Source organism: Marinobacter halophilus (genome assembly GCF_003007685.1).
In the GTDB taxonomy this organism is placed as follows: Bacteria; Pseudomonadota; Gammaproteobacteria; order Pseudomonadales; family Oleiphilaceae; genus Marinobacter; species Marinobacter halophilus.
Map to the genome: position 1 here is coordinate 160956 of NZ_PXNN01000017.1, position 19310 is coordinate 180265.

The following is a 19310-nucleotide window of genomic DNA, read 5'->3' on the forward strand; positions in this document are numbered from 1 at the left end:
ACCTCTGCCACTGTGTGCTAAACTTCGGAGCAAATTGTCCCGGAGACCTCACACCCATGATGTTCGTGTCGTTTAACGTCAATAGTATCCGCACCCGCCTGCACCAGCTTGAGGCCGTTATCAAGCAACTGAACCCGGATGTGATCGGACTGCAGGAAACCAAGGTCACCGACGAAGAATTCCCGGTAGACGCGATTCGAGCACTGGGTTACCACGTTCATTTCCATGGTCAGAAAACCCACTACGGCGTTGCTCTGCTGTCCAGGGCCGAGCCGGAGGACGTGTTCAAAGGCTACGCAACAAATAACGAAGATGCCCAGAGACGCCTGATTACCGGTCGTTTCACGGTGAACGGTGAGCCACTGACGGTGATCAACGGGTACTTTCCCCAGGGCGAAAGCCGTGATCACCCGATCAAGTTTCCTGCCAAAGAAAAATTCTATCAGGACCTGATGAGCTATCTGGACGAACTGTCCAGCCAGCCAGGACACGTGGTTGTGATGGGGGATATGAACATCTCCCCCACCGACAAGGACATTGGCATCGGCGCCGACAATGCCAAACGCTGGCTGCGCAGCGGAAAATGCAGTTTTTTGCCGGAAGAACGGGAGTGGCTGGGCCAGGTCGAGCAACGCGGCTTCACAGATGTCTTCCGCCACCTGAATCCGGGCGAAAGCAATACCTTCAGCTGGTTTGATTACCGCAGCAAAGGGTTTGAGCGCGAGCCCAGGCGCGGACTGCGGATCGATTTGATTATGGCGAGTGAAAGTTTGCTTCCGAAAGCCGAAGCCGCGGGCGTCAGTTACGACATCCGCGCCATGGAGCGGCCGTCAGACCATTGCCCGGTCTGGGCACGATTTGATCTTTAAGCAACTGATTGCCCGATGATGAAAAAAATTAAAACCAGGGACAGGATTCTCGGCACCAGCCTTCAGCTGTTCAATAGTCTGGGCGAGCCCAATGTGACCACCTTGCTGATATCCGACGAACTGGACATCAGTCCGGGCAATCTCTATTACCATTTCAAATGCAAAGGCGACATTGTAGACGAACTGTTTGACAGCTTTGAGGCCGAGTTGCTGGATTTGCTGGCAGTGCCTGAGGATGCCGACATTTCACTGGACGAGTTCAGTTTTTTCCTGCATCTGCTGTTTGAAGCCGTCGCCCGTTATCGCTTCATGTACCAGGATCTGGTGAACGTGCTGTCCCGGCACAGCCAGCTGCAAGTGCGCTTTCGGCGCATACTCAAGAAGAAGAAAGCGGGGTTCATGGCCTTGTGTGAAAGCTTTCGACGCCAGGACATGATGATCATCGACGAAGCCGAGCTGCTGTCCCTGTGCGAGCAACTCACCCTGACCGCCTGCTATTGGAGCAGTTTTGACACCTTATCCCACCTGGATGACCGGGATTCCGTTGACCCGGGCAAAGGGGTTTATCAGATGCTGCATCTGATCCTCCCCTATCTGGCCGACCAAGAGCAGCAAGAGATCCGTCTCACCAGTCGCCGCTATTTATAGTTATAGGCTATAAGCGTTATTCTTCTTCGTCATTCGCCTCAGCGTCTCCACGCAATCGGGCCAGTTCGCTTTCCAACGCTTCAATTCGGTGCTCAAGGGATTCGATCTCTTCCCGGCGATGAATCCCCAGGCGCCGCAATGCGCCCGACACTCGCTGATCGAACATATGCTCCAGCCGGTCCCAGGTGCCAGTGGCCCGTTCCCGGACTTCCCCAACCCGGTCTTCAACGGTGCGAATCTGCTTCTCAACGGCACCGCGGGTGCGGGTTTCCAGTTGCTCGCCTTCCTGAACCAACCGATCGAAAAGTTTACCGGTGTCTTCTTCGGCCTTGGTAAAAGCACCAAGACCTGCCAACCAGATCTGACGAGCGGAATCTTTGATTTTGTCCGCCAGTTGCGGGTCATTCTCTGGTTGCTTATCGTCGTGATCAGACATGAACACCTCTTGGCCATACAACAGGAAGAATATCCGCCATTGTATTACAGCCAATCCGGGATTTCAGCGATCCTGAGGGCCCCGCTGAAACCCGCGCAGCGAAAGGGCGCAATATAAACACCGATGGCATATGAAAAAATGTTTTCAAACGAAAGCCGCCCCCGCTTGAACTGTTCACATTATGGTCAATACTTCTTAATACCGATGTCCCAGTTGATGTCGGTTTGTCTGGAAGTCTTTCATGGATACTACTCGCACGCCTCTGCCCGGCATCCCTTGCCGGGCTTTTTTTTGGTATTATCGCCCACACTTATAAGCTTATTCCTGAGTCTTAATTTTGTGGAGATAGTCAATGATTGATATTGCATGGAGTCAGTTCACCCCCGGTACCGCCCTCGCTGGAGGCATCCTGATAGGTCTGGCGGCGGCCAGCTTTCTGCTACTGAACGGTCGTATCGCCGGTATCAGTGGCATTCTTGGCGGTCTGCTGCCACCCACAAAATACGACACCATCTGGCGCATCGCTTTTTTGGCGGGATTGATCGGAGCACCCATGTTGTGGATGCTGGTGGCAGAACTGCCACCGATTGAAATCAACGCTGGCTACCCCACCCTGATCATTGCCGGCTTGTTAGTCGGTATTGGCACACGTTATGGCTCTGGCTGCACCAGCGGCCACGGGGTTTGCGGGTTGTCCCGGCTTTCTTTCAGATCACTGGCTGCGACGCTGAGCTTTATGGCGACCGGTTTTATCACCGTCTTTGTTATCCGCCACCTGATCGGAGCCTGATACCATGAAGTATTCTCTCGCATCCGTATTTGCCGGTTTGCTGTTTGGTCTTGGCCTGATTGTTTCCGGCATGGCAAATCCTGAGAAAGTACTCGGATTTCTGGATATCGCCGGCCTGTGGGATCCATCCCTGGCCTTTGTCATGGGCGGCGCCATCCTGGTCGGCCTGGTGGCATTTGCTCTGGCTCGTAAACGTACCTTGTCGTTCCTGGGTTTCAACATGACGCTGCCCACCAACACCCGGATCGAAAAACGTCTGGTGATAGGCAGCATGATGTTTGGCATCGGCTGGGGAGTTGCCGGATTTTGCCCAGGACCAGGGCTGGTTGCGTTGGGTGCGGGCGAAATCAAAGCCGTTGTCTTTGTCGGCTCCATGGTTGCCGGTATGATCCTGTTTGAATACGTTGAGCGTAAACGCGCAACTTCAGCGACCTGAGCCGTTAGTGCTGTAAATCTGGAATACGCCTCGGTTAAACTTCGTCCGGGCCTGAAGGCCCGGACATCTGAACCAATCGGAGTCACGCAGTGGATATCAGAAAGATTGATGACAGCATTTCAGTCGCCCCACAGATCGCGATTACTGATGTATCAGAGATCGCGCGCCTGGGATTCAAAACGCTCGTCGCCAACCGTCCCGACCGCGAAGAGCCAGGACAGCCTGCCATGGCAGATATCGAAGCTGCCGCTGCAGAGCATGGCCTGAAGTGGGTCTACATGCCGGTGGAGTCTGGCAACATCACCGACGCCGACGTTGACCAGTTTGCAACAATGATCCGCGACGCCGACACGCCCGTATTCGCTTTCTGTCGTTCGGGCACCCGTTGCACCGTGCTATGGTCCCTGAGCAACGCCCGCGAGCTTGAGCCACAGGACATCCTGTCAAAAGCTCAACAGGCAGGCTACGACATGACCGGGCTGATTCCCCGCCTGTTGCAACACGCCAGCAAACGCTGAAACCCCAACCACCGGATAGCTTTCATGCCCTACAAAGGAACCGATAACTTCAGCCACAACCAACCCGAGCGCCTAGGCATATTGGTCACCAACCTTGGCACCCCGGATGCACCGACCACCCCGGCGTTGCGCCGATATCTGGCTGAATTTCTATGGGACCCGCGTGTGGTGGAAGTGCCCCGCCCAATCTGGTGGCTGATCCTGCATGGCATTATTCTGCGCATTCGCCCCAGGAAAAGTGCACAGGCCTATGCCAGTGTCTGGAAGCCTGAGGGCTCGCCCCTGCTTATTCATACCGCCAAACAGGCTGAAGGCATCCGCGAGGCTCTGAAAGCGAAATACGGTAGCAACGTGATCGTCGGTTTCGCCATGCGCTACGGCAACCCGTCGATTGCACGAGTGCTTGATGAGATGCAGGATCAGGGTGTACGCAAACTGTTAGTGTTGCCGCTTTACCCGCAGTATTCCGCATCTACTACTGCCTCCACCTTTGATGCCATTGCCAACGACTTTGCCGGGCGCCGCTGGTTGCCGGATTTCCGGTTTATTTCCCACTACCACGATTACCCTGCCTACATCGAGGCCATGGCCCAACACATCGAGGCCCACTGGTCAGAACACGGCCGTCATCAAAAACTCATGCTTTCTTATCACGGCGTGCCCCTGAAGTACCTGCAACGGGGTGACCCTTACCATTGCGAGTGCCATAAAACCTCCAGGCTGCTGGCTGAGCGCCTGGGACTGGGGCCGGATGAGTACATGACCACCTTCCAATCGCGTTTTGGCCGGGAGGAGTGGCTGCAGCCCTACACCGATGAAACACTTAAATCCTTGCCCGCAAATGGCGTAAAATCCATAGACGTATTCTGCCCCGGCTTTTCCTCGGATTGCCTTGAGACCATCGAGGAAATCAACGAAGAAAACCGGGAATACTTTATGGAATCTGGCGGCCAGGGCTTTGGCTATATTCCGTGCCTTAACGCCACGCCTGGCCATATCGAGGCGCTGGTGCAATTGGTTGAGGAAAACTTGAAAGGCTGGGCGGTACCGCAGAACGACGTTGACACGCTGGCCGCAAGAGCCGCTTGTGCCGAGGCCCGCAAGCAGGCAACCTTTCCGGGTCGAAACGACATCTGAGAGCTTTGATACGGCATGAAACTGAACTGCGATCTGGGCGAAAGTTACGGTGCCTGGCAAATGGGTCAGGACGATCAGGTGATGCCACTGATCGACATGGCAAACGTGGCCTGCGGCTTCCATGCCGCAGACCCCATGGTTATCCGTGAGACTCTGGCCTTGGCCGCCCGCTACCAAGTCGATATTGGCGCCCACCCCTCCTATCACGACCTTCCCGGCTTTGGCCGTCGCTCCATCAAGCACACCCCCGAGGAGATCGAAGCCTTGCTGCTGTATCAGCTCGGCGCGCTCGAGGGTATGTGCCGTAGAGAGGGCCTTGCCCTTACGTACGTTAAACCACACGGCGCCCTCAATAACGACATGATGCGGGACCGGAGTACTCTGGAGGCGGTGATGCGGGCAACCCGCCTGTTCCGCCAGGACCTGGCTTTGATGATTCCCGTCACCCTGAACTACCGGGAACACCAGCAAATGGCCTCACAGATTGGCATCCCCTTGCTGCTGGAAGCCTTTGCCGACCGCGCTTACGATGATGACGGACAGCTGGTTTCGCGACGTCAGGCTGGTGCAGTGCATGAAAGCCCTGATCTGATCGTCCGCCAGGCAGTTTCGTTTGCTGATAAGGGCGGTGTGTTCAGCGCAACCGGCACCTGGCTGGAGTTGCCGGCAGACAGCCTTTGTGTGCATGGCGACAACGCAGCCGCGCTGTCCGCCATTCGGGCTATCCGCCAGACGTTGGGTAAACCCGGCTGATGCTTGAGCCGGTTTCGGAAGATGCGGTGCTTATTACCCTGGCCGAGGCCATCGACGACGCCCTGCCCGCGCGCATTACCCGCCTTACCCAATCCCTTCATGACGCGAACCTTCCCTGGCTACGCGACCTGGTGCCGTCCTACACCACCTTGCTCGTGGTTTATGATCCGGTACGGGTGGATTTTCGAGAGGTGACGTCCCGGCTGAGAGCCATCGTCAAGGCCGACAACACGCAGACGGAGCGCACGGTACAAGCCACTGGCGATCTCGTGGAACTGCCGGTCTACTACAGCGTCGAATCCGGCCCGGATCTGGCAGCATTGGCGGCTGAAACCGGCCTGAGTACGGCGGAGGTGATTGCCCGGCATTCCGCCTTAGAATACCGCGTACACGCCCTGGGCTTCGCGCCAGGATTTGCCTTTATGGGCGAGGTTGACCCCACGATCGCGCAGCCACGCAAACCGACACCCCGCAAACGGGTGCCCGCCGGCAGTGTCGGCATTGCCAACCGTCAAACGGCGGTCTATCCACAAGCCTCTCCAGGCGGATGGCAGATCATTGGCCGCTGCCCGGTTCGGCTGTTTGACCCGCAACATTTGTCACGGCTCAAGGCCGGAGACCGAGTGCGGTTCCGGGCCATCAGCCGAGAGGATTTTCTGGCCGCCGGCGGTGAATTGACGGAGATCTGTGAACCTTGAGCTGGCTTGACGTCATCAGCCCCGGCGTTCAGAGCACCGTCCAGGACGCAGGTCGCCAGGGCTACCGCCATCATGGATTGGCCGGTGGCGGCGCCCTGGATATTCGCAGCTATACCTGGGCAAACAAGCTACTGGATAACCCGCGTAACGCCGCCTGCCTGGAAATCATCCTGGGCGGATTTCACGGCGTAGCAAGGGGCCAACTGCAGATCGCACTGACCGGCGCCGAGGCGCCCGTTGCCATCAATGGCAACCCAGTGCAGCTCTGGCAAACTCTCAACCTGAACGATGGTGACGAACTGACGATCGGCCACTCAACAACTCACCGGTTAATTTATCTCGCGGTGGCCGGGGGATTGGACACGCCGTTGTGTTTTGACAGTCGGTCTGTGGTGGTTCGGGAGCACGTCGCCGGCCTTGCCCCGGTCAAGCCCGACGATAAACTGACCGCCTTGCAACCCGGTCACGAACTGCCCTCACGCTTTGTGCCGATATCGTGCCGCCCCGGGATGCAACCAGACGTTACCTTACGACTGGTTCCGGGCTACCAATACTCACTTTTTAAGCGCACCGATATTCTCAGGCTGACAACCAGCGTTTACACCGTCAGTGAGCAATCCGACCGGATGGGGTTTCGACTGCAGGGGCCGGCCCTGGCGTCGCCACCGGCCGGCATCATTTCAGAGGGAATTGCGCAAGGCGCGATGCAGATTCCAGGAGACGGGCTTCCGATTGTACTGCTCAATGACTGCCAGACCATCGGTGGCTATCCCAAACCCGGTGTAGTTCCGAGCCTTGATTGCGGCGCGCTGGCCCAACAACTACCTGGCGCCAACATTCGTTTTGAGCTGACCGACCTGGCTACGGTGCAGAACGAGCGCCGCTTGTTTGAGCACCACTACCATCAGACTCGCTGGTGTCAGAACGGCCGCTCACTCGCGTGGCTTTGACTTTATGATGATCGGAAAGATCCGGTACCGCCTGGCAAAAAGTACACTCCTCGTTGTCCACATTGGCACCGCCGGTTTCCACGTAACGCACCCGATGGCTGGCCTTGTCCCGGTTGGCGGACACCGCAAAGCGACGGCTTTCCCGATCGAGATCGGTTTCTGGCGTTTGATTCTGGTCCATAAGCACACCTGCGCATAGCGAGTCAGTTCAACTCTGAGTGTACGGGATGTAAATAGGAAAGTGCTACGCAGGAAGGTACGTAGAGAAAGCGGCAATCAGGAATACAATAAAAAAATGGCGGTGGGCCAGGGATTCGAACCCCGGGACGGCTATTAACCGTCGGCGGTTTTCAAGACCGCTGCATTAAGCCACTCTGCCAGCCCACCGTCTGGTGATAGAAACTGCGATAGTGTCTATCCACTGCTGCCGTTGCGACAGCGGGGGAAATCATACCGGATTTGCTTATGCTGTCAACGCCTTGAAGAAAAAACATCGTAGATTCCTATGGTTCTGGTAGCGGTGCGAGCAAGATTACAGGGGTTTAATGGAATCGAAAGCGTGATTTACTGTCGTAATTGATTGAAAGTTGCGTACACAACACTATTATGGACTTCAGGTTTTAAAGGGAATGCAAGAAGCGCTTATCCTTAGGTGTTTCTTGGCCCAGACGTTCGACTAACTCCGGAGATGAGAATGCAAAACAGACAGTATAACGTCCAGCAAAATCGAAGTGGCATACAGATAGCCAAAGGCTCGGCTACGGGTGCCATCAGCGCAGAGGCAACCAAGGTTCTGAGAAACACCTACACGCTCCTGGCGATGACACTGCTATTCAGTGCTGTTATGGCCGCTGTATCCATGAGCATAGGCCTGAGCCGCGGCGCAAGCCTTGTATGCAGTCTTGGTGCTCTGGCTCTGGTTTGGTTTGTGTTGCCACGCACCGCAAACAGCAGTGCCGGAATCGCGGTGGTCTTCGCCTTCACCGGCCTTCTGGGGCTGTCGCTCGGCCCGATCATGATGCATTACCTGCAGTTCTCGAACGGTGGCCAGATCGTTACCCAGGCTCTGGGCGGAACAGCTGTTGTGTTCCTGGGCCTGTCCGGCTACGTACTGACCACCAAGAAAGACTTCAGCTTCATGCGTGGCATGCTGGTCGCAGGCATGATGGTCGTCATCGTCGGCATGGTCGGCGCCCTGGTTGCCAGCCTGTTCGGCGTCGAAGTCACTGCCTTTAGCCTGGCGCTCAGCGCTGCGGTTGTGTTCCTGATGTCTGGCTTCATCCTTTACGATACCAGCCGTATCGTGAATGGCGGTGAAACCAACTACATCATGGCAACCACCGGCCTGTATCTGAGCATCTACAACCTGTTTGTCAGCCTGATGCATCTGATCGGTGCCTTTAGCGGCAACGATTGATAATTTCGGCTAATATGTTTGCAGAAACCCCGGCCTTGGTCGGGGTTTCTGCTTTAGGTACACTCCGTAATTCACTCGACTCGCTCACCTGACCCGGAAATCATGCCGACACTGCTGTCTTACACACTTGTTATCACCGGCGCGCCCTGGTCATCCCAGGCACCCCAGACGGCCCTGACCTTCGCACGCGCCCTGATTGATGCCGGTCACCGGCTCGATCGGCTGTTTCTGTATGGCGAGGGTGTACACCTGGCCTCGGCTCTGAGCGCACCGCCCTCAGACGAACCGCACTGGCCACAAGAGTGGTCGGCGTTTCTCACCGAGCATCGGATTGCCGGCGTGGCCTGCATTGCCTCCGCGCTGCGGCGCGGGCTGGTCGACGAGCGGGAGCAGGCACGCTATGAGCTGTCAGCCCACAATCTGCGAGCGCCGTTCCAGATTGCGGGTCTTGGTGAATGGGTGGACGGCACCCTGACGTCAGACCGGGTCATGTACTTTCATGGGAGCGCCTGAGATGACAACCCTGATTGTGATCGACCAGCCGCCTTATGGTAGCTGGACCGGGCGCGAAGCAATGGACATGCTGTTTTCGCTGGCGGCCTTTGATCAGCCTGCGGCTTTATTATTTATCGGTGCAGGCGTCAACTGGTTGCGCAGGTCCCAGAATGCCTCGGGCATCGGTCAAAAGACCGTCGAGAAAAATCTGTCCGCGGCGCCGCTGTTTGGCGTTGACAGAATCTATGCCGAGCAGGCCGCCTGTGACCGCTTCCTGCCAGACGCCGGGCAGAGGGTTAACGGGGTGGAGCTGGCCCCGTCCGTCAAACAACTGCTCGATCAGCATGACCACGTCTTTTTCGCTGGTTAGGACCACCAACCTTATGAAGCAAGCACAAGACATCGGCACGCTGCATATTCTCAACAAAGCACCCGATCACCCAAGATTTATGACCTGCCTGAGCAGCCTGTCCGATCAGGACACGCTCGTGCTGATCGAGAACGCTGTTCTGGCACTCTCTGACGCCGATACAGCTCTGCCTCGGCACACTGTCGCCCTCGAGGCAGACACAGAGGCCAGAGGGCTCTCAGCCACCGTCACCGGAGCACAACAAATCAGCCATGCACAACTGGTTGAGCTGACCGAACACCATTCTCGCATCATCAGTTGGTAAGACTATGACGGAATCGCCCGCGCGGAATAATGAAGGCTATCTGGAAGACGCTGGCACCTGGAGCCCGGATGTTGCCCGGATTATTGCCGGTGAAGATGATATTTCGTTATCGGAAAACCACTGGGAAATCATCAGGTTTCTGCGGGAGTTTTATGCAGCACATGAAATGTCGCCGCCCTCCAACCGGCTGTTTGTGAAGGCGGTTAAAGAGGCTTTGGGCGAGGAGAAAGGCAACAGCATTTACCTGATGCAGCTGTTCCCCGGTACGCCGGCAAAAACAGCGTGTCGGATTGCGGGCCTACCCCGACCAACCAACTGCCTCTGATCAACCGGGGCCACGACCCCTGGGGGCATTTGGGGTATCGGTGTCAGACCTGGAGTTCTGGAACTCGGCCGCTGAGCCCAGAAAACTGCTCAGGCCGTTCTCGAACAGGTTGGACCCGAATTTCATAAACTGCTTTGTGGATTCCTTGGTGGCGCCGTCCCAAGCGCTTTGAGGCAGGTTTCGTAGCGCCTCCGCCACCCCTTCCTGAACGCCCTGTGCGACCTTGGGCTCCACCTGGTCAGTAGCTTCGATCAACTCTTGCACCTTGGCCGACAGCCAGGGGCGCACCACCAGATACCAGAACGCGAACAAGACGGCTGCAACCGAGGTGACTGTCAACACAACCTGAATAATCATCGAACCCCAACCCGGCATCGTTACCCCTCCCTTGTTAACCGCCTGTCAGCGGCAGTGCCAGTTGATTCATGGCAATAAACTGAATCAGACCGGCAACGGCACCAAACAGCCCTCCGACAAACATCAGCTGCAGCTCTTCTTCACGAAACGCCGGCCTGAGAATGTCTTGGAACTCTTCCGGACGTAGCGCTTTCATTTGCCCCGCCAGCACACCGGCCACCACCGGCGCCCGCTCGCGATTAAATTCCGGGTCACTGAAGACATCCTGGGTAGCAAGCACCGCTTTCTGGTTCATCACTCGCTTCAAATCAGTATAGCCGCTCATACCAACGGTAACCTGAGCCGCCAGCTTCATGACCATGGAGTTGTCCAGCATCGGACGCAGGTGTTTCTGAATGATGGCACGGGTTCTGGCCCCTTGCTGGCCGTTGATCATGGCATCGGCCACCTTTTCAACGGTGATCAATTCGTCGGCCACCAACCGGGCCCAGGTATCACTGATCTGCTCCTGCCGACGCAAAAACAGACCCTGAATACGCCAGAACAGGATCCTGCGTGGCCGCAGGGGCGAAAAGATCAGGTTAATAGCCACCCAGTTGGTGATAAAACCGATGGAAAAGCCGCCGACCGGCAGCACCCAGGGCTGCGGATAGACCAGCCAGATCGGCGCCAGGAGCGCGCCCAGCAGGCCGCCGACAATGGCGCCACGATTGATCACCGACTGCAGCTCCACCGCACCGGCTTCCTGGAAGATCCGGTTCATCAGATCCGGGTGGCTCTGGAGTTCCCGGCTCAACAACGCCTTGAGGTCCACCAACTCATCAAGATCGTCCGCGAAGTCTTCGACCAGTTCTTCGATCCGTGACGGCAACTGCTGCCTTGCCCACTGATAGATACGAGCCCTGACGAACAGCGGCAAGTTATCCCAGAGCACTGGCTGAACCTCGTACATTACTTCATCAATGTATTCGTCCATACGGGGCGAAACCTGGGCGATTACCTGTTCAACAATGCGTTGTGGTTCAAGTTTCTGATAGACCGAGTTGAGATCGCCAAACTTCTGCAGAGTCCGGTCAATACAGATATGCGCCATCTTTTCCGCTTTACGGGGAATAACACCCTGCCAGCCGATAACGCCAACACCGATAAATCGCACCGGGTGAAATGACATCTGTATCGCCAGCCAATTGGTAAACCAGCCGACAACGGCGGCCATGACGGGCACAGACAAGAGAGTAAAATCCAGCAAGAGTTACCCCGAGATCAATCCAGACGACGCCAGCGCCGCTGATGTTACTGTTATTATGGCACGACAAACGGGTCGTGCGGTGGCCAGGCTAATGCGATGAATAATGGGGGATTCTGGATACCGGGACATTGGCCGTGCAGCCAAGGGGAAAGGGCATCTGCGGCAGCCGCTGCCTGCCGGAATTGGCGACAACGACCTCGCAAACGGCCCAGAAGTTGCCTTACTGGTAGTACGCGTTTTCGGTATTCGAGTGGTCTGTAACGTCACGGACGGCGGTGATTTCCGGCACGCGTTCTTTGAGCGTTTTCTCTACACCCTGCTTGAGAGTCAGGCTAACCGCCGAACAACCTTGGCAGCCACCGCCAAACCTCAGCACTGCTACCGATTCCTCGACAATCTCGACCAGAGAAACATCGCCACCGTGTGACGCCAGGTTAGGGTTTATTTCCGATGCCAACACGTAATTAACCCGCTCAGGCAGAGGCGCATCGTCGGAGACCTGAGGCACTTTGGCGTTCGGCGCCTTGATGGTGAGCTGGCCACCCATCTGGTCCTTGGAGTAATCAACATAGGCGTCTTCGAGAAACGGCACCGAATTGTGGTCGAGAAACAGCGTGAACTTCTCAAGATCCACCTGCTCATCCGTAGGAACCACTTCGTTGGGTGGGCAGTATGCCAGACAGGTTTCTGCGTTACGCGTGCCGGGCTGGGTCACGAAAACGCGGACGCCCATACCTTCGACATCCTGCTTTTCAATAAGTTGAGCAAGATAGTCCCTTGCGGAATCAGTGACAGTTACCAAGGCCATGCTTCCTACCTGTTATCGAATGTGTAACCTATTTTAGGAGAGTTCGCGAGAAGTTGAAAGACCAAGTAAAATAGTCGGGCATTAATAGGATAATGAATTCCACGTATGAACGGTCTGCAGGGGCCGCACTATCCGGCGCCTACTAATGATCATCCGTATTAAGACGTGTTCGTACAATTTTGCTATGATCCCGCGCCGCCACAAAAAACACGACGTAATTAAAGACACCCGGAAGAAGACCCTATGACCGATCGCACTACCCGTCTGGAACAGCTGCATAAAGCCCTCAAAGAACGCATCATTATTCTTGATGGCGGCATGGGCACCATGATTCAGAATCAGAAACTGGACGAAACCGCTTTCCGGGGCGATCGGTTCAAAGACTATGATCGGGAAGTTCAGGGCAACAACGACCTGCTCAACCTTACCCAACCCGCCCTGCTCCGCAATATTCATGCGGATTATCTGGACGCGGGTGCGGACATCATCGAAACCAACACCTTCAACTCCACCCGGGTGTCACAGGCGGACTATGGCCTGGAGGAGCTGGCTCGGGAGCTGAACATTGCGGCGGCCCGCCTGGCCCGGGAAATCGCGGACGAATTTACCGCCAAAAATCCGGACAAACCCCGTTTTGTGGCGGGTGCGGTCGGCCCTACTTCCCGAACTGCATCGATCTCCCCGGACGTGAACAACCCCGGTTACCGGAACGTCGATTTTCAGACTCTGGTGGATAACTATTACGAGGCGGTCTCCGGCCTGGTCGAGGGCGGCTCTGACCTCATTCTGATCGAAACCATTTTCGATACCCTGAACGCCAAGGCGGCCATCTACGCCACCCAGCAGTTCTTTGAAGACAGCGGTATCGAGTTGCCGATCATGATTTCCGGCACCATTACCGACGCTTCCGGGCGAACACTGTCTGGCCAGACCACCGAAGCTTTTTATAATTCCATAGCCCACGCCCGGCCCATCTCAGTCGGCCTGAACTGCGCCCTGGGTGCCGACGCACTGCGACCCTATGTCGAAGAACTGTCGAACAAAGCCGAGACCTACGTCTCTGCCCACCCGAACGCGGGTCTTCCGAATGAGTTCGGCGAATACGACCAGACCCCGGAAGAGATGGCGGAGATCATCGAGGGCTTCGCCAAAGACGGTTTTCTGAACATCATTGGCGGCTGTTGCGGCTCTCGCCCCGATCACATCGAAGCCGTCGCCAAAGCCGTTGCCAAGTACCCGCCCCGGCAGATTCCTGAGCGCCCTCAGGCCTTGCGCCTGTCTGGCCTGGAGCCATTTACCGGCGACGAGAATATGCTGTTCATCAACGTTGGTGAGCGCACCAACGTGACCGGCTCCAAGCGCTTCCTGCGCCTGATCAAGGAAGAGCAGTACGAAGAGGCCCTGAGCGTGGCTCGGGATCAGGTCGAAAACGGCGCTCAGATCATCGATATCAACATGGATGAGGGCATGCTGGATTCGAAGGAGGTCATGGTGACTTTCCTCAATCTGGTGGGCTCGGAGCCGGACATCTCCCGCGTACCGCTCATGATCGACTCATCCAAATGGGACGTCATTGAAGCCGGCTTGCGCTGCATTCAGGGCAAAGCCGTGGTGAACTCCATCAGTCTGAAAGAAGGCGAAGAGGAGTTTATCAAGCGGGCCAGATCCTGTATGCGCTACGGCGCCGCCGTGGTGGTCATGGCCTTTGACGAAGACGGCCAGGCAGACACCTACGAGCGCAAGACGGAAATCTGCAAACGCTCCTACGACGTGCTTGTCGGCATCGGCTTCAACCCCGGCGACATTATTTTCGATCCCAATATCTTTGCGATCGCCACCGGCATTGAAGAGCACAACAATTACGCGGTGGATTTCATCAATGCCACCCGCTGGATCAAGAAAAACCTGCCTTACGCGTCCATTTCCGGGGGCGTCAGCAACGTCTCCTTCTCGTTCCGTGGCAACGACGCCGTGCGCGAAGCCATCCACTCGGTATTCCTGTATCACGCCATCAAGGCCGGCATGAACATGGGCATCGTGAATCCCGGGCAACTGGTGATTTACGATGAAATCGAGCCGGATCTCAAAGCTCTGGTTGAAGATGTCGTGCTCAACCGCCGGGACGATGCCACCGACCGCTTGCTCGTCGTCGCTGAAAAATTCAAAGGCAAAGGCGGCAAGACCCAGGAAGAAGACCTGGCGTGGCGCGAATGGCCGGTTGAAAAACGCCTGCAACATGCGTTGGTTAAAGGCATCACCAACTACATCATTGACGACACCGAAGCCTGCCGCCAGAACGCCAGCCACCCCATCGAGGTGATCGAAGGTCCGTTGATGGACGGGATGAACGTGGTTGGCGACCTGTTCGGTGACGGCAAGATGTTCTTACCCCAGGTGGTCAAAAGCGCCCGGGTAATGAAACAGGCCGTCGCGCACCTGATCCCCTACATTGAGGCGGAAAAATCCGGGCAGCAGCAGGCCAAGGGCAAAATCCTGATGGCCACCGTGAAGGGCGATGTGCATGACATCGGCAAAAACATCGTTGGCGTGGTTCTGCAGTGCAACAACTACGAGGTGATCGATCTCGGCGTGATGGTGCCCTGCGACAAGATCCTGGAAACCGCGAAGAGAGAAAACGTCGACATTATCGGTCTGAGTGGATTGATAACCCCGTCCCTGGACGAAATGGTACATGTCGCCCGGGAAATGCAGAGACTGGACTTCAAGATTCCGTTGATGATCGGTGGCGCCACCACCTCCAAGGCTCATACTGCGGTGAAGATCGAGCCGCATTACAAGAATGACATGGCGCTGTATGTGTCGGATGCGTCCCGTTGCGTGAACGTGGCCTCTCAACTGCTCAGCAAAACCGCCAAGCCGGCATTGGTCGAAGCTGCCCGCACGGAATACGATGAAATCCGCGAGCGCCGCAAAAATCGTGGCGTTCGAACCAAACTGGTGTCGCTGAAAGAAGCACGTGATCGAGCCCCCGAAATCAGTTTTGAAGGCTATCAACCACCTCGCCCCCAGTTCACCGGTGTTCGGGTATTTGAGGAGTATGATCTGAACGAACTGGTTGACTACATCGACTGGACGCCGTTCTTCATCTCCTGGGATATTTCAGGCAAATACCCGGCCATTTTTGACGACCCCAAGCGGGGCGAAGCGGCACGCAATCTATTCGAAGATGGTCAGAAGATCCTCAGACAAATGATTGATGAAAAACGGATAACGGCTCGTGGTGTGATTGGTTTTTGGCCAGCAAACCGTCGTGGTGATGACATTGTGGTTTACACCGATGACACCCGCACAGCAGAACTGACGACGCTGTACAGCCTGCGCCAGCAAGATGAGAAAGCGCCCGGCAAACCGATGATGTCCCTGTCTGATTTTGTCGCGCCTGAGAGCTCACATCAGATCGATTACGTGGGCGGTTTTGCGGTAACTACCGGCATTGGTGCCGAGGAGTTCTCGCTGGAGTTCAAGGAAAAGCACGACGACTATAACGCCATCATGGTCAAAGCCCTCGCAGACCGCTTGGCCGAAGCCTTTGCCGAGCGCATGCATGAGCGGGTCCGCAAAGAATTCTGGGGTTACGCCACGGAAGAACAAATGGCCAGCGAAGACCTGATCAAGGAGCGCTATCAGGGCATCCGTCCGGCACCCGGCTACCCTGCCTGCCCGGATCACACGGAAAAAGCGACATTGTTCAAGTTGCTGGAAGCTACTGACAACATCGGCCTTGAGCTGACCGAGCACTTTGCCATGTACCCGACAGCGGCGGTGTCAGGTTGGTATTTCGCTCATCCGGAATCCAAATATTTCGCGGTCGGCATGATTGGCGTTGATCAGGTTGAGGACTATGCTGAGCGCAAGGGTATATCCAAAACCGAAGCAGAGCGGTGGCTGATGCCAAGCCTGGCTTACGACCCCGCAGAATAGAAAAGGCGATATAGATGAATGACCTTGCAGACAACAAGGACAACAAAGAGAAGAAACAACCTGGCTCGCCAGGCGTTCTCAAAATCATGCAAACTGTCTTCGCCGGCGCTTTGGGCGTTCAGTCCGAGAAGCGTCGGCAGGAAGATTTCGCGGGCCACAGCCCGGTACCTTATATAGTGGCGGGACTGTTATTCGGTGCCGTCTTCGTTGGCGGGCTGATCCTGGTCGTGAATCTGGTACTGGCCAGCCAGTAACCTACTGGCCGGACACCCAGACCACGGCAAAGACAACTGCAAGCATAACAAGCAATACGGCGGCTACGGCATCGGCACTGCTGTCTGATCTGGCGGACTTTTTCATAGCTTACTCCTCGATAGATTATATTTTTTGTTATCAATACTTACGCTCTCATTAAAGCAGGAAATTACGGTTCGTCCAATCTCTGTGCCCTGCTCGCTCCGCCTCTGCTTATCACCTGAATCGATAATGATATCTTGAAATAATCATTTTAAGAATAAAAACCCAATGTTATCCTGCCCTACAGGAATAAGGCCCTCATTTTTTTGAGGCGCCATCCATCAACAAGCACTTCTGAAGTAAGCAGGCAGGACGTCACCCTATGTACGTTTATGATGAACACGACCGGCAAATCGCCGCAGAACGTGTTGACCAGTTTCGTGATCAAACCGAGCGCGCGCTCGCCGGCGAGTTGGCGGAAGAAGAGTTTCTTCCGCTCCGCCTGCAGAACGGGCTCTATGTCCAGCGCCTTGCTCCCATGCTGCGAATCTGCGTGCCTTACGGCATGTTGCGCTCGGATCAGCTTCGCAGGCTGGCACGAATCACCCGTGATTACGACAAGGGCTATGCCCACTTTACCACCCGCACCAACATCCAGCTGAACTGGCCCAACCTGGAGGATGTACCGGATATCCTGGCGGAACTGGCGGAAGTTGAAATGCACGCGAACCAGACCAGCGGTAACTGCATCCGTAACACCACCACAGACCAGTTCTCCGGGGTCCAGGCAGATGAAATAGCCGATCCGCGCCCCTACTGCGAAATCATCCGCCAGTGGTCGACCTTCCATCCGGAGTTTGCCTTTTTGCCGCGCAAATTCAAGGTCGCGGTTAACGCTTCGGAAAAAACTGACCGGGCAGCAATTCAGGTGCATGACATCGGTCTGCAACTGGTTCGCAATGATCAGGGCGAGTTGGGCTTTCGGGTTCATGTCGGCGGCGGCCTCGGCCGAACGCCGATGGTGGCGCCGGTTATCCGGGAGTTTCTGCCGGAACTGGACCTGCTCACCTACCTTGAAGCGGTTTTGCGGGTCTATAACCGCTATGGTCGCCGTGACAACAAGTTCAAGGCACGCATCAAGATTCTGGTGAAGGCGCTGACGCCTGAGGGTTTTGCGGAGAAGGTAGAAGCCGAGTGGGAACACATTCGCACCTCCCCGACCCGCCTGACGCCAGACGCGGTGAGGAAGTTCCAGGGCTATTTCACCGAGCCTGCTTACCAGGCGCTGAATGACGCCACAGACGTACTGGGCAAACAACGGTTCGAGAATCGTGAGTTCGACAAGTGGCTGACCCAAAACGTCAGTGAACACAAGAAACCCGGCTACGCCGGTGTCACGCTTACCCTCAAGAAAACCGGCACTCCCCCGGGCGATGTGACCGACCACCAGCTTGAGCAGATTGCCGACCTGGCTGATCAGTACAGTTTTGGTGAGGTTCGCGCCACTCACGAGCAAAACGTGGTACTGGCCGATGTGCGCCAGGACCAGTTATTCGAGCTTTGGCAGCGTCTTATTCCGCTGGGTTTTGCCACCGCCAATCTGGGCACTCTGACCGACGTGATCTGCTGCCCGGGCGGTGATTTCTGTGCCCTGGCCAATGCCAAGTCGATTCCTGTGGCGGAAGCTATTCAGCGTCGTTTTGACGACCTGGATTACTTGTACGATCTCGGCCCGATTGATCTGAACATTTCTGGCTGCATGAACGCCTGCGGTCATCACCACGTCGGCACGATCGGAGTATTGGGTGTCGACAAGAAGGGTGAGGAGTTCTATCAAGTCAGCCTGGGCGGCGACTCACACCACAATGCCACCATTGGCAAGATTCTTGGGCCGTCGTTCGCCCGGGACCAGATGCCGGAAGTGATTGCCAAGCTGATTGATGTCTACGTCGATAAACGTACTGAAGAAGAGACATTCCTGGACACTTATCGCCGGGTTGGTCTTGAGCCATTCAAGGAGCGGGTTTATGCCTGACGTTATTGCCGCTGACGGCACTGTTCGTAACGATAACTGGGTGCTGGTTGCACGCCCGGCTGAAGGAGAATCTCTGGCTATTCCGGCAGATCAGCCAGCGTTGATTCCGGCGGATTTGTGGCTGGCTGGTCACGAGCATTACGCCGGCCGGGACGATATCGGGGTCTGGTTTGATAGCCATGATGAGCCTGAATTACTGGCGGGCAAGGTGGATGAGCTGCCGTTGATTGCGGTGAATTTTCCGCGCTTTGTGGATGGTCGCGGTTACAGTATTGCTCGGCTGTTGCGGGAGCGGTTTGGTTATGCCGGTGAGCTTCGGGCGGTGGGCGATGTGCTGTTGGATCAGCTGCAGTTTATGAAGCGCTGCGGGTTTGATTCTTATGTGTTGCGTGCTGACAAGGATATCTCCAAGGCGGCCCGGTGTCTGAACTTTTTCAGTCAGGGTTATCAGGCGGCTTCGGATACGGATCAGCCTTTGTTTCGTCGTCGGGCTTCTTAAGCTCGATCTTTGCTCCGGGCGTAGATTTTAAAGAGTT

The 19310-nt window shown here is 56.1% G+C and carries 22 protein-coding genes and 1 tRNA gene; 18 read left to right on the forward strand and 5 right to left on the reverse strand.

Going from position 1 to position 19310, the window contains the following annotated elements:
• The first annotated feature begins 56 nt into the window (after nucleotides 1–56).
• Both xthA and C7H08_RS14620 read left to right on the forward strand, forming a co-directional pair.
• A complete protein-coding gene (gene xthA / locus C7H08_RS14615; protein ID WP_106672981.1) occupies nucleotides 57–869 on the forward strand; it encodes an exodeoxyribonuclease III in 813 nt (270 codons plus the stop codon).
• A gap of 18 nt (nucleotides 870–887) precedes the next feature.
• Nucleotides 888–1517, forward strand: a complete 630-nt coding sequence (locus C7H08_RS14620) for a TetR/AcrR family transcriptional regulator (RefSeq protein WP_106673602.1) — start codon at nucleotides 888–890, stop codon at nucleotides 1515–1517.
• A gap of 16 nt (nucleotides 1518–1533) precedes the next feature.
• Here C7H08_RS14620 and C7H08_RS14625 read toward each other — a convergent pair whose 3' ends face one another.
• Nucleotides 1534–1953: a phasin family protein gene (locus tag C7H08_RS14625; RefSeq protein WP_106672982.1), complete on the reverse strand. Its 420-nt coding sequence runs from the start codon at nucleotides 1951–1953 to the stop codon at nucleotides 1534–1536.
• A 352-nt stretch (nucleotides 1954–2305) separates the two neighbouring features.
• Between C7H08_RS14625 and C7H08_RS14630 the strand changes: the two genes are divergently transcribed.
• The 7 genes from C7H08_RS14630 (at nucleotide 2306) to C7H08_RS14660 (ending at nucleotide 7235) form a co-directional block, all read left to right on the forward strand.
• Nucleotides 2306–2743: a YeeE/YedE family protein gene (locus tag C7H08_RS14630; protein ID WP_106672983.1), complete on the forward strand. Its 438-nt coding sequence runs from the start codon at nucleotides 2306–2308 to the stop codon at nucleotides 2741–2743.
• Nucleotides 2744–2747: 4 nt separating this feature from the next.
• A complete protein-coding gene (locus tag C7H08_RS14635) occupies nucleotides 2748–3179 on the forward strand; it encodes a YeeE/YedE family protein (RefSeq protein WP_106672984.1) in 432 nt (143 codons plus the stop codon).
• A gap of 89 nt (nucleotides 3180–3268) precedes the next feature.
• On the forward strand, nucleotides 3269–3697 hold the full coding sequence (locus C7H08_RS14640) for a protein tyrosine phosphatase family protein (protein WP_106672985.1): 429 nt from the start codon (nucleotides 3269–3271) through the stop codon (nucleotides 3695–3697).
• Nucleotides 3698–3721: 24 nt separating this feature from the next.
• Nucleotides 3722–4834: a ferrochelatase gene (hemH, locus tag C7H08_RS14645; RefSeq protein ID WP_106672986.1), complete on the forward strand. Its 1113-nt coding sequence runs from the start codon at nucleotides 3722–3724 to the stop codon at nucleotides 4832–4834.
• A gap of 15 nt (nucleotides 4835–4849) precedes the next feature.
• Entirely contained in the window at nucleotides 4850–5587 is a 738-nt protein-coding gene (locus tag C7H08_RS14650) for a 5-oxoprolinase subunit PxpA (RefSeq protein WP_106672987.1), read from the forward strand.
• Nucleotides 5587–6285 (forward strand): 5-oxoprolinase subunit PxpB, encoded by a 699-nt coding sequence (gene pxpB, locus C7H08_RS14655; RefSeq protein WP_106672988.1) that lies wholly within the window; start codon nucleotides 5587–5589, stop codon nucleotides 6283–6285. The genes C7H08_RS14650 and pxpB overlap by 1 nt, the downstream gene beginning before the upstream one ends.
• Nucleotides 6282–7235 carry a 5-oxoprolinase subunit C family protein gene (locus C7H08_RS14660; protein ID WP_106672989.1) on the forward strand — a complete coding sequence of 318 codons (954 nt, stop codon included), beginning with the start codon at nucleotides 6282–6284 and terminating at the stop codon, nucleotides 7233–7235. The genes pxpB and C7H08_RS14660 overlap by 4 nt, the downstream gene beginning before the upstream one ends.
• A gap of 296 nt (nucleotides 7236–7531) precedes the next feature.
• Here C7H08_RS14660 and C7H08_RS14670 read toward each other — a convergent pair.
• Nucleotides 7532–7622 (reverse strand) — tRNA-Ser (locus tag C7H08_RS14670).
• A gap of 307 nt (nucleotides 7623–7929) precedes the next feature.
• Here C7H08_RS14670 and C7H08_RS14675 point away from each other — a divergent pair.
• From C7H08_RS14675 to C7H08_RS14695, 5 genes are all read left to right on the forward strand, one after another.
• Complete coding sequence (locus C7H08_RS14675; RefSeq protein WP_106672991.1) at nucleotides 7930–8652, forward strand: Bax inhibitor-1/YccA family protein; 723 nt, start codon at nucleotides 7930–7932, stop codon at nucleotides 8650–8652.
• Nucleotides 8653–8754: 102 nt separating this feature from the next.
• The gene (gene tusD, locus C7H08_RS14680; protein WP_106672992.1) at nucleotides 8755–9165 is read left to right on the forward strand and encodes a sulfurtransferase complex subunit TusD; all 411 of its coding nucleotides are present in this window, start codon (nucleotides 8755–8757) and stop codon (nucleotides 9163–9165) included.
• 1 nt (nucleotide 9166) lies between these two features.
• On the forward strand, nucleotides 9167–9517 hold the full coding sequence (locus tag C7H08_RS14685; protein ID WP_106672993.1) for a DsrE family protein: 351 nt from the start codon (nucleotides 9167–9169) through the stop codon (nucleotides 9515–9517).
• Nucleotides 9518–9530: 13 nt separating this feature from the next.
• Nucleotides 9531–9821, forward strand: coding sequence for a sulfurtransferase complex subunit TusB (tusB, locus tag C7H08_RS14690; RefSeq protein ID WP_106672994.1), 291 nt, complete (start codon nucleotides 9531–9533; stop codon nucleotides 9819–9821).
• Nucleotides 9822–9825: 4 nt separating this feature from the next.
• Nucleotides 9826–10146: a TusE/DsrC/DsvC family sulfur relay protein gene (locus C7H08_RS14695; RefSeq protein WP_106672995.1), complete on the forward strand. Its 321-nt coding sequence runs from the start codon at nucleotides 9826–9828 to the stop codon at nucleotides 10144–10146.
• On the opposite strand, the gene C7H08_RS14700 is transcribed toward C7H08_RS14695, so the two are convergent.
• The 3 genes from C7H08_RS14700 to nfuA form a co-directional block, all read right to left on the reverse strand.
• A complete protein-coding gene (locus C7H08_RS14700; RefSeq protein ID WP_106672996.1) occupies nucleotides 10147–10521 on the reverse strand; it encodes a hypothetical protein in 375 nt (124 codons plus the stop codon).
• Nucleotides 10522–10537: 16 nt separating this feature from the next.
• A complete protein-coding gene (locus C7H08_RS14705) occupies nucleotides 10538–11728 on the reverse strand; it encodes a DUF445 domain-containing protein (protein WP_243411446.1) in 1191 nt (396 codons plus the stop codon).
• Between the two features lie 244 nt (nucleotides 11729–11972).
• Entirely contained in the window at nucleotides 11973–12560 is a 588-nt protein-coding gene (gene nfuA, locus C7H08_RS14710; RefSeq protein WP_106672998.1) for a Fe-S biogenesis protein NfuA, read from the reverse strand.
• A 243-nt stretch (nucleotides 12561–12803) separates the two neighbouring features.
• On the opposite strand from nfuA, the gene metH reads away from it, so the two are divergent.
• From metH to C7H08_RS14730, 4 genes are all read left to right on the forward strand, one after another.
• On the forward strand, nucleotides 12804–16502 hold the full coding sequence (gene metH, locus C7H08_RS14715; protein ID WP_106672999.1) for a methionine synthase: 3699 nt from the start codon (nucleotides 12804–12806) through the stop codon (nucleotides 16500–16502).
• A 14-nt stretch (nucleotides 16503–16516) separates the two neighbouring features.
• Entirely contained in the window at nucleotides 16517–16756 is a 240-nt protein-coding gene (locus tag C7H08_RS14720; protein WP_106673000.1) for a DUF2970 domain-containing protein, read from the forward strand.
• A gap of 365 nt (nucleotides 16757–17121) precedes the next feature.
• Nucleotides 17122–18774: a nitrite/sulfite reductase gene (locus C7H08_RS14725; protein WP_106673001.1), complete on the forward strand. Its 1653-nt coding sequence runs from the start codon at nucleotides 17122–17124 to the stop codon at nucleotides 18772–18774.
• A complete protein-coding gene (locus C7H08_RS14730; RefSeq protein ID WP_106673002.1) occupies nucleotides 18767–19273 on the forward strand; it encodes a DUF934 domain-containing protein in 507 nt (168 codons plus the stop codon). The genes C7H08_RS14725 and C7H08_RS14730 overlap by 8 nt, the downstream gene beginning before the upstream one ends.
• The last annotated feature ends 37 nt before the right edge of the window (nucleotides 19274–19310 follow it).